General features: G+C 35.0%; 18 protein-coding genes. 10 read left to right on the top strand and 8 right to left on the bottom strand.

The window, feature by feature from the left end; all coding sequences use genetic code 11:
* Positions 1-314 precede the first annotated feature (314 nt).
* The 5 genes from RST01_RS00255 to RST01_RS00270 all read right to left on the bottom strand — a co-directional run bounded on the left by RST01_RS00255 (position 315) and on the right by RST01_RS00270 (position 2,202).
* The gene (locus tag RST01_RS00255; protein WP_221297924.1) at positions 315-485 is read right to left on the bottom strand and encodes a DUF3006 domain-containing protein; all 171 of its coding nucleotides are present in this window, start codon (positions 483-485) and stop codon (positions 315-317) included.
* Entirely contained in the window at positions 486-818 is a 333-nt protein-coding gene (locus RST01_RS16140; RefSeq protein ID WP_244946624.1) for a ComEC/Rec2 family competence protein, read from the bottom strand. It abuts the gene before it with no gap.
* 23 nt (positions 819-841) lie between these two features.
* Complete coding sequence (locus tag RST01_RS16145; protein WP_244946625.1) at positions 842-1,102, bottom strand: MBL fold metallo-hydrolase; 261 nt, start codon at positions 1,100-1,102, stop codon at positions 842-844.
* A gap of 295 nt (positions 1,103-1,397) precedes the next feature.
* Positions 1,398-1,595, bottom strand: coding sequence for a twin-arginine translocase TatA/TatE family subunit (gene tatA / locus RST01_RS00265; RefSeq protein WP_066787432.1), 198 nt, complete (start codon positions 1,593-1,595; stop codon positions 1,398-1,400).
* 91 nt (positions 1,596-1,686) lie between these two features.
* A complete protein-coding gene (locus RST01_RS00270; RefSeq protein WP_066787430.1) occupies positions 1,687-2,202 on the bottom strand; it encodes a hypothetical protein in 516 nt (171 codons plus the stop codon).
* A 145-nt stretch (positions 2,203-2,347) separates the two neighbouring features.
* Here RST01_RS00270 and RST01_RS00275 point away from each other — a divergent pair, with 145 nt between their 5' ends.
* The 5 genes from RST01_RS00275 to RST01_RS00295 all read left to right on the top strand — a co-directional run bounded on the left by RST01_RS00275 (position 2,348) and on the right by RST01_RS00295 (position 5,592).
* A complete protein-coding gene (locus RST01_RS00275) occupies positions 2,348-2,755 on the top strand; it encodes a hypothetical protein (RefSeq protein ID WP_147193372.1) in 408 nt (135 codons plus the stop codon).
* A gap of 365 nt (positions 2,756-3,120) precedes the next feature.
* On the top strand, positions 3,121-3,459 hold the full coding sequence (locus RST01_RS00280; protein ID WP_147193373.1) for a hypothetical protein: 339 nt from the start codon (positions 3,121-3,123) through the stop codon (positions 3,457-3,459).
* A gap of 41 nt (positions 3,460-3,500) precedes the next feature.
* Positions 3,501-4,262: a class I SAM-dependent methyltransferase gene (locus RST01_RS00285; protein WP_147193374.1), complete on the top strand. Its 762-nt coding sequence runs from the start codon at positions 3,501-3,503 to the stop codon at positions 4,260-4,262.
* Positions 4,263-4,348: 86 nt separating this feature from the next.
* A complete protein-coding gene (locus RST01_RS00290; RefSeq protein WP_147193375.1) occupies positions 4,349-4,993 on the top strand; it encodes a hypothetical protein in 645 nt (214 codons plus the stop codon).
* Positions 4,994-5,085: 92 nt separating this feature from the next.
* On the top strand, positions 5,086-5,592 hold the full coding sequence (locus tag RST01_RS00295; RefSeq protein WP_147195025.1) for a P-loop nucleotide/nucleoside kinase family protein: 507 nt from the start codon (positions 5,086-5,088) through the stop codon (positions 5,590-5,592).
* A gap of 149 nt (positions 5,593-5,741) precedes the next feature.
* Here RST01_RS00295 and RST01_RS00300 read toward each other — a convergent pair whose 3' ends face one another.
* A complete protein-coding gene (locus tag RST01_RS00300; RefSeq protein WP_147193376.1) occupies positions 5,742-6,176 on the bottom strand; it encodes an Rrf2 family transcriptional regulator in 435 nt (144 codons plus the stop codon).
* 183 nt (positions 6,177-6,359) lie between these two features.
* On the opposite strand from RST01_RS00300, the gene RST01_RS00305 reads away from it, so the two are divergent.
* A complete protein-coding gene (locus RST01_RS00305; RefSeq protein ID WP_147193377.1) occupies positions 6,360-6,998 on the top strand; it encodes an NAD(P)-dependent oxidoreductase in 639 nt (212 codons plus the stop codon).
* Between the two features lie 127 nt (positions 6,999-7,125).
* On the opposite strand, the gene RST01_RS00310 is transcribed toward RST01_RS00305, so the two are convergent.
* Positions 7,126-8,040, bottom strand: coding sequence for an EamA family transporter (locus tag RST01_RS00310; RefSeq protein ID WP_147193378.1), 915 nt, complete (start codon positions 8,038-8,040; stop codon positions 7,126-7,128).
* Between the two features lie 184 nt (positions 8,041-8,224).
* Between RST01_RS00310 and recQ the strand changes: the two genes are divergently transcribed.
* Complete coding sequence (gene recQ / locus RST01_RS00315) at positions 8,225-9,994, top strand: DNA helicase RecQ (RefSeq protein ID WP_147195026.1); 1,770 nt, start codon at positions 8,225-8,227, stop codon at positions 9,992-9,994.
* A gap of 121 nt (positions 9,995-10,115) precedes the next feature.
* On the opposite strand, the gene RST01_RS00320 is transcribed toward recQ, so the two are convergent.
* Positions 10,116-10,406, bottom strand: a complete 291-nt coding sequence (locus RST01_RS00320; protein ID WP_066787410.1) for a hypothetical protein — start codon at positions 10,404-10,406, stop codon at positions 10,116-10,118.
* A gap of 385 nt (positions 10,407-10,791) precedes the next feature.
* Between RST01_RS00320 and RST01_RS00325 the strand changes: the two genes are divergently transcribed.
* The 3 genes from RST01_RS00325 to RST01_RS00335 all read left to right on the top strand — a co-directional run bounded on the left by RST01_RS00325 (position 10,792) and on the right by RST01_RS00335 (position 13,951).
* A complete protein-coding gene (locus RST01_RS00325; protein WP_066787407.1) occupies positions 10,792-10,989 on the top strand; it encodes a DUF6501 family protein in 198 nt (65 codons plus the stop codon).
* A gap of 186 nt (positions 10,990-11,175) precedes the next feature.
* The gene (locus tag RST01_RS00330; protein ID WP_147193379.1) at positions 11,176-12,039 is read left to right on the top strand and encodes an AAA family ATPase; all 864 of its coding nucleotides are present in this window, start codon (positions 11,176-11,178) and stop codon (positions 12,037-12,039) included.
* Positions 12,040-12,049: 10 nt separating this feature from the next.
* Positions 12,050-13,951 carry a vWA domain-containing protein gene (locus RST01_RS00335; protein WP_147193380.1) on the top strand — a complete coding sequence of 634 codons (1,902 nt, stop codon included), beginning with the start codon at positions 12,050-12,052 and terminating at the stop codon, positions 13,949-13,951.
* Positions 13,952-14,061 lie beyond the last annotated feature (110 nt).

Raw genomic sequence — 14,061 nt, forward strand, 5'->3', positions numbered from 1 at the left:
TGATGACCACAGAATTACAATTTTATAGTTTACTAATATTAAATGAAAAAGTTAAACAAATGAAAAAGCGAGAAATGATTGCTCATCCCTCGCTTTTTCTTATGATATATATTTACTTACATTATGTACTTTTATGATATCATATATTTTGCTGAAAAAACAATTATATTCTGTTATTCTTGAAAGAATAGTCGTATTGGGAAAGTGGAAGGACGTATGATCCATCATTATGTTTTTGAATATACGCCCAAAGTCATTCAACTTTAATAATCATTCTTCAAATAATTCGTCCGCCCAATTATCAATTTCTATTTTTAAATGTTAGTTCCTTCGGCATCTATGGAAATAGTGTCATTCTTGATTATCAATAAATCACCTACTTGTACTTCCTTTGGTATTATTTTTTTAGGGTAATCCACAGTTACTCCATCTATTTCAATGACAGCTAATTCTCCCTCAAATCGATCCACAACCCCTTTTTGCACTTATTTCACCTCCTTTACACCAATATTCTTTCCATTACTGCTAAATGTAATTGTGCCTTGTTCGTCTGTTCTGTAAATTTTAGCATGAACTTTTTTTAAGCGGTTGAGTGCCTCTGCTGTTGGATGATGATAACGGTTATCTGTACCCACGCTAATGGCAGCATATGTTGGATTTGCTTGTGATAAGATATTAGCATTTGTTGATTCTTTAGCACCGTGATGGCTAACTTTTAACACATCCACTTTAGGAATCAAATGAACAGCCAACATATCTTTTTCAGCTCTTGTTTCCGCATCTCCTGTAAATAAAAATTTATTTGCGCCATATTGCATTAGTAGTACTGCACTCCAATCGTTTAGATCACTCTGTGCATATTCTTTTGTAGGACCAATGAATTGAAGCTTAGCATATTTTCTTCAACTGGTATTGATATACCTTCTTTTGCTACATGTATTTTTAGTTGTTTTGCATTTACGGATTGTAGAAAGTTCCGATAAGCAATGGTTGTATGTGTTAAGCGAGGAGCAAAGACGGATTTAACAGGAAAAGCTTCTATCACATCTGCTAAACCGCCAATATGGTCAGCGTCCGGGTGAGTTGAGATGACTGCATTCAATTATTTAACATTAAATTTTTTAAGATATTGTATAACATTTTCACCTTGTCCTTTCTCCTTGACCAATATCTAAAATAGATACCTTTACTTGTTCAGCGGAATCAAATTGATTGGGAGTTGTGTTCCTATTTATTGGTTGTTTTGTTAATTCTGATCACCCGGTAAGGACTAATAACCCTACTAGTAGAAAGTAGAGTTTGCGTTAATATTTTTTTGTCATGTTTTATTTCCTTCTTCCTTTTTTCTTTAATGAAACAACTAAAAAAGAGCAAAACATATGTTTGCTCTTTATAACTTAATTGAGTTTATTTTCATCGTCTGTTTTTTTGGTGACAGTAACTTCATCTCGCAAATCTTGGGTTGAATTTTTAAATTCTCGAATAGTATCACCAGCTGCTTTGCCGATTTGAGGTAATTTGGAAGGTCCGAATACAATCAATGCAATAATAAGAATAACGATTAATCCGGGCACACCGATACTAGCTAGTCCCATAAGAAACCCTCCTATTAATATAAAATTGCTATTGCTTGCTTTTAGTATACCCTCAAACGACAGATATGAAACACACAGCTAGAAAAATGTTTTATTGAATTTGTTGTAACTCATGTTCAATTCTTTTTTTCTCTTCTATTAATGCGTCTGCAGGCAACATAGCTTCATAACGCATATCCACATACTTTTGCTGGATTGCCATATATTCTGATTGTATCTTCTCGATTGCTATATGAATGTCATTAATTAATGGAGCTATTTTTTCTTTGTCTTCTTCAAGCATAATATATTCGTCATTATTTAACATCACTTCTACTTTAAAGCGTTCATTTTCAATAGAAAGGTTAAAAAACAATTCAGCAAGATGATGTTTAAAATGTTTTTGATACGCTTTTTTTATTGGACTGCTTTCAGGCAAATCCTGAAATAACTTTCCGATAGTTGCCCTGTTTTCAAATATCTCATCATAATCAATTAAACCAATCTTCTTTAGAAAACGAGTGAATTCAATATCAAACTTAGATTGAATAACCCTTAATTCTGCATCTAAATACTTTAACTTGTCTTCATTGCGCAGCATTCTTTTACGCAGTTCACTTTGTTTCATAGATATGCCTCCTTTTCCACAATACTATCATATCAGATATAGCCATATGCACCGAAGGTTTTGAAAAAAAGAATATCGGAAAAATACTCATAAGAATAATGAAAGATGGAAATAGCTGATAAAAAGCTAAGAAGAAGGTGATGTGATGAAGTGGTTAAAATGGGGCAGTATGTGTTGTATTTTGATGCTTTTTGGTTGTATGGCGCCCAATCATTCCGTCCAAACAGGCGCCGTTGACAAAACTGGAACATTACAATTAGTAAAATCTATACGCGATGAGGAACTATATCAAAAAGGGAAAGAACTATTTGATAATGGAGGAAGTATAAAGATATCAGAAAAGGAATTGGCAAATTTAAAACCATACTACATTCAATTTAGAGATGATAATCAAAATGCAGTAGTGAGTAATTACTCCGTATGGATAGATAGAAAAAAAGACCGCGTATTTTTTACAGACTATCAGCGTCCATATTCTTATTATCAGGTAGAAGATGAAGATAAAGAATTTCTTGCAAAGCTACTCTCAAAAACTGATCTAGCTAAGGAATGATATACTAGTAAGAAAAAGTGGAGTGTAGAAAAAGATGTGGATTTGGTATGTGGTTAGTTTAGTTATCAGTTTATTTGTGACTTTTATTATTTTCAAAATAACGCATGTCGTATTGTTTGTTTTCCCCCCGTTGGCTGTCATTCTTGTTCACTTATACTACAAGAGAAAACCTGACAAAGGTAAGTAGATAACACAATTTATACTATTTATTAAGGCTCAAATAAAAATTTGAGCCTATTTATGTGAAAAGAAATCGAAGTAATACTTGATAATAATTTAAATAGAAAAAATATTTATATTTATTAAAAAATAGCTAATTAATCTGTTAAAATTATATAAGTAAATACAATATATGGAGGAAAAAAGTGAAACAGAAGAGTTGGTTAATTATAGCTATCACTATCGCCATTGAGGCAGCCATTACATTCTTTGCAGCTACGAAATTTTCTGTACGTTTCATCGAAGTGATGTTTTTTATAGGCTTGGGATGTACTATTATCATCTACTATTTTTCTAGCAGTGGGGGTAGGGCTTCTGAAATTCGTTCAACTCAATTGCGAGGTGAGACGGGCTATATTCAAAAAAGTGAGCCTTTTGTGTTCAAAAGAGGTCCCGTTTTTAATGCTTCTATTTTATATTTATTGATTGGGTTACTATTATTTATTTTGCTTGTTTCGGGTGTAATTCCTCCAGCTAGGAATTAATAATCTAGGAAGAACCGAAACATAGTTAAGGAGAGTTTAAAGTGAATGAAGAGAACGAATATACGAAAATAAATTCGAAAATGTGGAATGATTGGGCTTCTTCGGGGGGCGAGTGGTCATTGTCAATTAGCCACGATGATTATGTAAAAGCAACTAAAGGGATATTCGAAATGTATCTCACTCCATGTCAATCTGTTCCTAAAGAGTGGTTTATCCCTTTAGAGGGTGCTAAAGTCTTGGGGCTTGCAAGTGGAGGAGGTCAACAATGTCCTATTTTCGCTGCTCAGAAAGCAGATATTACAGTTTTTGATTATTCGGATAATCAGCTTGAGTTAGATAAAGAAGTTGCGAAAAGAGAAGAGTATACAATAAATATTATCAAAGGAGACATGGCTAAACATCTACCGTTTGAAGATGAGTATTTCGATATGATATTTCACCCCGTCTCTAATTGTTTCGTTCAAGATGTGGAACACGTGTGGCGAGAGTGCTATAGAATTCTAAAAAAAGGTGGTGTTCTACTCTCTGGTTTTGCAAACCCTGCCCTCTATTTATTTGGTGAGGGAGTGGATGAACTGAAAGTAGTACATAAACTACCTTATAATGGGTTAGAAAATAATGAAGAGAATCATGAGGATTTAAGAAAAAATGGCGGTATACAATTTAGTCATTCATTAGAATCTCAAATCGGTGGTCAAATCAAAGCTGGATTTCAGTTAAAAGATCTTTATGAGGATTATCATCATAAAGGAACATTAACACAATATATGCCGTGTTATATTGCTACTAAAGCTATTAAGTAATATATCATAAGGATAGGGCGCTCGTTTGATGGCGTATTGAAAACAATGATGGTATTGATCAGATTGTAGAGGGAGGGGAGAGGGCTTTGATTAAAAATCAAATTGAATATTATGAAGAGGCATCAAGGTGTTTTAATCCACTAAAACACTTTCAAATGCGTACTCAGGAAATGGAGAATAAATCGAATTATGGAGTGAGAACTGCTTCAAAGTGGAATGAAATTGTAGGGCAGTATCTAAAGGATGAGATTTACCCGGTAGTCCATCCAATTGGACAAGAGACATTCTCATTGTATGCAGTGTTTCCAACAGGAATATTTGAATATGCCTTAGATATAGATGGTGCTACTGCGCTTATAAAAAAAGAAGGTATCAACCCAACAATTTTTAATCCAACTCAAATTATTGCCTCGGTTGACGAAGGGAATATAAATAAAGATTTGAATAACATAAAAACGAATCATAAAAATCCTGTCATGATACTTCAAAGTCAGCGTTTAATGGGGAATATGCCTCATTGTATCAATGGTAATCATCGTATTTTTGAAGCTCATCGAAATAATGAAAAGTCCATTGAAGTGTACCATTTTAAAGACCTAGAATTTGTCCCATTTTTCTATGATGATCTAAGCAAGGCGATGTACTATTTGGAAATGGATTTTAATAATGTAATCAATGATAAAAGAGATTTTTTGAAAGATCCCTATGGTGCTTTTGCAGATGCTTTTTAAGATTAGATTTGGTGGATTTCAGAAGTATTAAGCAAATGAGTAATTGATATAAAAAAATATAAGAAATGGTGTTGAACAATGTTTTTATTCAAATGTCTGGCTTCCCTGGCTCGGGTAAGTCCACACTATCTCGACAAATTGCTAAGAGAACAGGTGCAGTTATAATAGACCATGACATTGTAAAATCTGCATTATTACATTCGATAGAGAATATTCCGGTTGATGTCAAAACAGGTAAGATATCATACAATATTGATTGGTCTTTAATTGAATTTCATTTATCTCAAGGCCAAAATGTAATATTTGATAGTCCCTGCCTTTATAAAGAAATAGTTGATAAAGGAATAGGTTTGTCTAAAAAGTATAGTGTGAAATATAAATACATTGAGTGCTACCTTAATAACTTTAATGAAATAAATTATAGATTAATAAAACGAGAAAGCATGACAAGTCAAATAAGAGAGATACGTTCTGAAGAGGCTTTTAAAAAAACCTTAGAAAGTAGCAAAAAGCCAACTGATTATGAATACTTGGTTGTTGATACTGGTAAAACTATGGACAGCTATATGGATAAGGTTATGAATTATATTAACGAATGAATTATATTCTTTCTTTGTATAATAGAAGTGATAATTTATTCAAAAAGTTCTAGAGCATATTTATTATGAAGAAGATATTTTTGGGGCTGTCAATCTAATGATAACAAAAGTGTAATAGAAAACAGAAAAGCATTCATATGAATGCTCTTTTAACAGATATTTTCTTTATCATTGATATCCTTCACTACATCCTCTAAAGTAAGACTATTTAATACCTTCTCCATTGCTGATTGGGCTTTTATAAATAAAGGTTCAATTGTACTCTGGATGTTCTTTCCTACTGGACATTCGGGATTTGGATTGTCATGTATAGAAAACAGCTCTTTTTCCTGAACCACATTCACTGCTTTATAAACATCAAACAGTGTAATGGCAGATAGATCCTTTGCGAGTTCGGCTCCTGCTATGCCAGGTTGGACATTTACCAACCCTGCGGTTTTAAGCATGCCCATAATTTTTCGGATGACAGCTGGATTTGTATTTACACTACCTGCTAAGAATTCTGAAGTACTTCTCTCATTTTTATTGATTGCAATAAGAGCTAATATATGAATGCCTACTGAAAATCGACTACTAATGGACAATATTTTCACCCTTTACTTATAGATGTACCACAATAATACACCTGTAATTCTTTTTATTACAAGTATATTAAAAATAAATGAACGGTTAGAAAGAAAATAAAAGTGTTGACATACGTTTTAAATGTAATTATTATGGTTACAAGTAACTGTGGTGGTTACATTTTATATATGGAGGTACTTAAAATGAAAATTGGTATTATTGGTGCAAATGGTAAAGCTGGAAGCCTTATTTTAAAAGAAGCTATTAGTCGTGGACATGAAGTGACTGCTATTATAAGAAACGCTTCAAAAATTGGTGACAAGAACATTGAGGTTCTGGAGAAAACTATATTTGACCTTACATCTAATGATTTAAAAAACTTTGAAGTAGTTGTTAACGCATTCGGTGCGGCTCTTGGAGAAGAACAAGCCCATGTGGATGCTGGACATGCATTAATTGAGGCACTAAAAGGCACTGATACAAGAGCAATTATTGTAGGGGGAGCTGGTAGTCTTTATGTAGACGAAAACAAAACAGTTACAGTAATGGAAACACCTGATTTTCCTGAGATATTTAAACCAACTGCAAAAGGACAAGGACGAAATTTACAAGAATTAAAGGAAACTTCTAATATTAAATGGACATTTATTAGTCCTTCAGCAGTGTTTGATGCGGAAGGAAAAAGAACTGGTTCATATAAATCTGGAGAAGATCATCTCTTAGTTAATTCAAAAGGGGAAAGCTATATCAGCTATGCTGACTATGCTATAGCAGTATTGGATGAGATTGAAGACCCTCAACATATAAATGAACGGTTTACAGTTGTTGGAGAAGCAGAATAATATCGACAAATGGATTTATCTACACCCTCTAGCTTCTATTAAAAAGAGCATTGAATTTACTTCAATGCTCTTCTTTAATGTAATAAAGCTATTAAATTATTATTAAAAACAGTAGCATCTCTTTGTACTAAGCCTCATCCGCATCGGCAATACCAAGAATAATAATACCAATCATTACAATAGCGATTACAAAGTAATGCTTTGGTGATAGTTTCTCTTTTAAGAAAATACGAGACAAAATGACAGAGAAAATACTGTAAGAAGCAATAAGAGGTGCGGCAATGATTGCGTATGATCCCATTGCATAGACATAGAAGAATTGGCCGGTTGTTTCTAAAATGGCAGCCAAACCTTTATCTCGCTCTTTAAATACATTAAATGATTCTTTTTTAATTAACTTTAAGTACATATACACGAAAACCGCACAAATAAAGAATGTATATTCATATGCTAACAAAGCTGTATCTTCTGACATTATTTTTAATTCATCCAGATAAATACCATCCGCAAATGTGCCGGCCCCATCTAATAGCGCATAAATAATTGGGAATGACACAGCCATAAAACCAAGCTGATATTTTTTATCTACTTTCACTTGATTCAGGCGCATCATTTTATCTTCCTCATGTTTTTCGACTACTGCAATACCAATAACACCTATAGTAATTACAATAACACCCAAAATATGAATCATATCAATGTCCTGTTGGAAGAATATAAACAGTAAAATGGCTGTAATGGCACCAGAAGAGTTTTGAACTGGTGATGAAATCGATAGTTCAAGATAACGCAATCCTACATAGCCAACAGTCATTGAGACGATATAGAAGAAAGAGACAGGCAAATATTTAACCATATCAAACAGATGGAAGTCTATATCTTTATAAAGATAAAAGATGGTTGCATGGATACCCATAACAAGACCGACCATTACAACAATTTTCAAATGGCTGAATCGATCTTCGCTATTGGATCCTTTTTTATAAAATAAATCTGCTCCTCCCCATGCTAGAGCAGTCAAGATTGAAAATAAAAACCACATATACAATTGGCTCCTTCTTTTTTTATATAACTTTAATATTATACGGGGAATTATAGAATCTGAAAAGAAATTTTTTGTTTCGTAAGGCTAAATGATTGGAATTATTCATTTTATGAAACCTCCAAGCTAAACGCTAGACATGTTACAATAGGGGTAATATTAAGTATAAAAAGGAGCCGACATGATGATAGAAAAGGCAATAGAATATCTAAAACATTACTACGGCTACAACCAATTTCGGTCAGGGCAGGAAAAAGTAATAGAAACCATTTTATCGAATGAACCATGCCTATGCGTTATGCCAACAGGTGGCGGGAAATCTGTATGTTACCAAATACCCGCGCTGATAATGGAAGGGACGACAATCGTCATCTCTCCTTTAATCTCATTAATGCAGGATCAAGTAGATACATTGAGAGAAATGGGCATTGAAGCAGCTTATATTAATTCTTCTCTAAATGATTATGAATACAGTGAGACAATGATGAATCTTAAAGAGGGGCGATATAAGCTTCTATACATAGCACCAGAACGATTAGAGTCTGAGAGTTTTAGAAACTTGCTTGCCTCTCTTTCAGTGCCACTTATTGCCATTGATGAAGCACATTGTATTTCACAATGGGGACATGATTTTCGGCCAAGCTACCGTGCAATTGGACGACTTATACATTTATTTAAAGAAAAACCAGCTCTTGCTGCGCTCACGGCTACTGCTACTCCTGCAGTTAGAGCAGATATTTGCGCTCAATTGGACATACCTGAAGACAATACGGTACTGACAGGATTTGAGCGAGACAATTTAAGTTTTTCAGTCATGATCGGACAGAATAAAGAGCGTTATCTTAAAGACTTTTTGAAAAAGAATCACTCAGAAAATGGTATTATTTACGGTGCTACTCGAAAAACAGTAGATCATTTATATGAGGTTCTGAAAAAAGCGGGTATTCCTGTTGCAAAATACCATGCTGGTTTATCTGAACAATTACGCCAAACAGAACAAAACCGATTCTTGCATGAAGAAGCATCTGTTATGGTGGCAACAAATGCTTTCGGAATGGGTATCGATAAATCGAATGTCCGATTTGTTATTCACTATCAAATGCCGAAAAATATGGAAAGCTATTACCAAGAGGCAGGAAGAGCAGGACGGGATGGTTTGCCAAGTGAATGTATTTTGCTATATTCTTCGCAAGATGTCCAAACACAGCGTTTTTTAATTGATCAAAGTGAGGACCGTGAGCGAATAGCGAGTGAACTGCAGAAACTTCAGAGCATGGTAGATTATTGTCATACAGAAAGCTGTCTTCAGCATTATATCATCCATTATTTCGGTGATTCTTCTGCAGAAGCTTGCGGGAAGTGCAGCAACTGTACAGACGAACGAGAACGAACAGATGTTACAGTGGATTGCCAAAAAATCTTGTCTTGTGTCATCCGAATGGGACAGAAATTCGGAAAAACAATGGTAGCTCAAGTTCTAGTCGGCTCGAAGAATCAGAAGATGCGGCAATTTGGCTTTGACAAACTCTCGACATATGGTTTGTTAAGTGACATGAGTATTAAAGACGCAACTAATTTTATTGAATTTATGATTGCAGAAGAGCTGTTGGCAGTAAATCAAGGTAGCATGCCAACCATTTTCGTTACAGAAAAAGGGAAAAATGTATTGCTTGGAGAGTGTAAAGTTACAAGAAAAGCAGTAATTGTATCCAAGGCCATTTCAGTAGATGATCCTTTATTTGAAGATTTAAGGATATTTCGGAAACAGTTGGCTGATGAAGCACACGTTCCGCCGTTTGTTATTTTTTCTGATAAAACACTGCGTGACATGTGTGCGAAAATGCCTAGCAATGAGCAAGAATTTTTAGAGGTAACCGGTGTAGGGGAGAATAAGCTTGAGAAATACGGTGAGTTGTTCTTGAATAGAATCGCCGCATTCCAGGTTAACCAATGAGGAATCTAAATGATATAGCGTTTTGAAGAATCAAATTCTTTTTTAAGGCGTAAAAACGCATGCAAAAAGCCCAAAGCAAATTGGTGACTTGAGAATTTGCTTTGGGCTTTTTTAATTACGTTTAATTCGTTGTCAAATGCGCATGCTCTTCATCTAATAAAACAATACCGGTCACACCATTCACCGTTTCAGAATGAATAATTTTATCTTTCAGTATCGGCAGTAGCTTGGGGGAAAGTGCTACATGGATGCCTTCTACCTCCATGATAATATCCGTGTGAATAGGCGTATCAATATCCGCTGCATATTGTAGCCCATCCCTGTTTGCAACTGCGTAAAAACGTAGCAAATGATATTTGTTGTCTTTTGTTAGGTTTGTAATGAACTTTTTTCCTTGAACGGTTAGTTTCATCGTGAAATCATCCTTTTCGCAAATTCAGAAGTCCTCCTGCATCATGCCGAGCTCTATGACTCCATTATTCCACGGCACCATCCAATTTAAACAACGGAAATTTATTTTCTAGTCATCCATTCGGCGACAATAAAGAAAATAATAAAAAAAGCAAATGCGCCGGCAAAGAACCACATAGGTAACCCAACTACCATGATTTACACCCCCGATTATATGCTATCCTTATAGTAGCATATAGAGAGGGCTTGTATCATCAATCTGAATAAACGATAAGCTTTATAAGACAAATAGTAAAAAATCGTTTAAAATGGAGGAGCAGTATAGCTGACAATCTCAGTTATGAATTATAGAAGTTTTAAATTTTTAAAAGGGGCTAATAAATAGTATGATTCATTTAAATTGGAAAGATGCACCAACCATCAAAACAATTCGTTGTACCAACACAGATGCAAAAAAATACTTAGTATCAAATGTTTTAACAGTTGGTAAAGAGTATGAAGTGAAAAATGAAACAGAAGAGTTCTACTTCATTATTGATAATACAGGTCTTGTTGGCGGTTACTATAAAGACTACTTTGCATAATGAAAACACTTCACATTCTTACAATGAACGGTGTGAAGCATCAGTTCAAACCATTAATTCATAGATATGAGTAATGGTTTTGAGAACATAAATGCGGATCACTACATGACTCTGCTTTTCGCATCCTTCTAGGAAGCGAAAAGTTTTTTTATATCATTTAAGACAATATTGAAAGGGGTTTTTGAGATGCAGCAACTAATACAAAAGGAAAGAAAAAAACGAACAACCAGAGAGTATAATGAAGAGGAACTACTTTTAATTGGTGAGGGAGGATATATTTCACCTAATGACCATCTGTGGCTTGATGTGTTATTTACAGTGACGTTAAAAAAGCCAGTTTTGCTGAAAGGACCAGCAGGTGCTGGAAAAACTAAAATGGCCGAATCCATTTCAGATTTTTTCCATCAGCCCATGCATAGCATTAACTGTTCTGTAGATTTGGATGCTGAAAGCTTGCTTGGTTTTAAAACAATAGTGCAAAAAGATAGTGAAACGTTTATCGAATTTATAGAAGGTCCTGTCATTAAAGCGATGAAGGAAGGACATCTTCTTTATATCGACGAAATTAATATGGCAAAGGCAGAGACACTTCCAATCTTGCATAGTGTTTTGGACTATCGGAGAATGCTGACAAATCCTTTTACTGGTGAAGTGATTGTTGCACACCCAGACTTTAGTGTAATTGCAGCTATCAATGAAGGATATATTGGTACTGCGCCGATGAATGAGGCACTGAAGAATCGATTTGTATCATTTAGCATTCCTTATTTAAACGGGGAACAGCTAGAGGAATTATGGAAAGAAAGATTTCCTGATTTATCAGAAAACCTACGTATTTTGATGTTGCAATTGGCGGAAGACTTAAAGCAACAAGTCATTAATGGATTGTTGAGTGAAGAAGCAGCTTCTGTAAGAAGCTTGCTCGATGCAACAGAACTAGCACAGTATATGGATCCGCTTCGAGCTATTCGCTACGCAATAGCTGAAAAACTTGATGATCCAAGCGAGAAAGAATTAGTGTTAGAATTAGCGAAAACATGGATGAAGTGAGGGGTCAATTGTGGCTGAGCTAAGTCGGTTTATACAATTTAATAACGAACAGATCAATCCCCGTCAGATGCTTCAGTATGAACAGCTCTCAAAAGCTTTATCTAATACACCCTCATTACAATTAACTGAACGTCAATTGATTGAGTTAAAGCCGCAGGAGCAACAAATTGCTATGAGTGTTTTTTGGCGACATCGTAGCAAGCAAATCACACATCTAGGTCGACTTTCAGATATTTATTTGCTTTCGATTGGTTTTTGGAGAGAGTTTAATGTACGAGTGTGGTTGGAGATGGAAGAAGAATTCAAGGATCATCCTTATAAAAAGCTAATAAAGCAACTTGCTTTAATGATTGAAGAATTTCGATTAATGGATGTGGTTGAAAAGAAGCGTCCGGGGACCAAACAAGCCTTTGAGACTCGTCGGAAGGCTTATATTGAATCACATAAACACCGTTTTGAAGTTAACAGCCACAAAGGCTTTATAGCAGATAGTTTTCTTTCTTACTTATTTTTAGCAGCGCACGAAGGTATGATCCGTTTGCCTCAATCTGAAGTGGCAGATCAATTTGAGCCTGTTTTAATGCTCTTCCAAGAAATCTATGACGTCAGAAACACAACACAAAGTATAGCATTAGCAGTAAGAACTGTTTTTGCTATTGAAGAATATTTGGCAAGGGACCTTGTCCTGGATTACTATGCATTAATGGATGCCATTCCTGAGGCTTCTAAGTTCCATGAACATAAAGGTGTGAAAGAACAAGCATGCGGTGATAAAGACAATGCCAAGGAAACGATTGAGCAGCTTTTTAGAACGTGGCACAGAGAGACACAGGAAGAGAATGGCGTACATCTACGATATGAATTAGAGCGCGGTAATGCAGGCAAGGCATTGAGTATAGAAGCTGAAGAAGGACAAGAAGGTAATCAGATTTCTGAAGAAGGGGTAGGGAGTGCGTCCGATTCATCGGGCAAGGTATTTGAAAACGATTCTAATGATATAAAAAAACTTCCGCGAACAACAAAGAAAGCAAAGAAAGAATTCGGAGAACAAAATGTCAATGTTGTTTTTGAAGAAAAACGCATACAGCCTGCTAAAGACTTTCAAAACTTAGAAATGTTAAGTGTATGGAGAAAGGAACAATCGCCAAGTGTAAAAGCACTGACTGCTGAATTTCGCAAAAGAATGGCACAAAAAGAAATTGCAAAGAGAGATCACTTAACAAAGGGAAGACTAAATGCCTCTAAATTAATGTCACTTGTATTAGATGAACATCCAAAGCCCTTCTATCAAAAAAATGCCAAGTCAAAAGAGCTCGATGCTGTATTCGGATTGTTAATTGATGGATCAGCTTCCATGATGGATAAAATGGATGAAACGAAAAAAGCTGTATTGTTATTTCATGATGTTCTAAGACAAATGAAAATTACGCATGAAATTGTTTCGTTTTATGAAGATGCGTATGAAGCAACAGCGGAGGTACAGCCAAATACATTTGAATGGTTGCATAAGCTACAGGATGGGCAGAAGGACAATGGTCTTTCTATAATGGCTTTAGAACCTCATGAAGACAACCGTGATGGCTTTGCAATCCGTTGGATGATGAAGCAGTTAAAAAATAGAGATGAAAAGCACCGCTTCTTGCTGATCTTCTCAGATGGTGAGCCTTCTGCATTCGATTATGCACAAAATGGGATTAAAGATACGGCAGAGGCCGTACTGGAGGCTGAAAAGCATGGTATCCAAGTACTGCATCTCTTTTTAAACACAGAGATGCCTAGCGAGGAGCAGCTCCATCTTTTTCACACAATTTATGGTACGCACACAGTTTCAGCTAATAGTGTAGAAAAGTTTACTGAAGTAACTATCAGGCTGCTTCGTAAATTAATTTCGCTTGTTATTTCGGCTGAGTAGAAGAGTGTAAATTTTCTTTAAACCTATTTATAAATAAATATGCTCTAGCGATAGAATGCTAGTCAGTGAAAAAAACAGGAGTACATCCTAAAAAAATAGATATTAGAGAA

It is taken from the genome of Rummeliibacillus stabekisii (assembly GCF_007988965.1).
GTDB lineage: Bacteria > Bacillota > Bacilli > Bacillales_A > Planococcaceae > Rummeliibacillus > Rummeliibacillus stabekisii.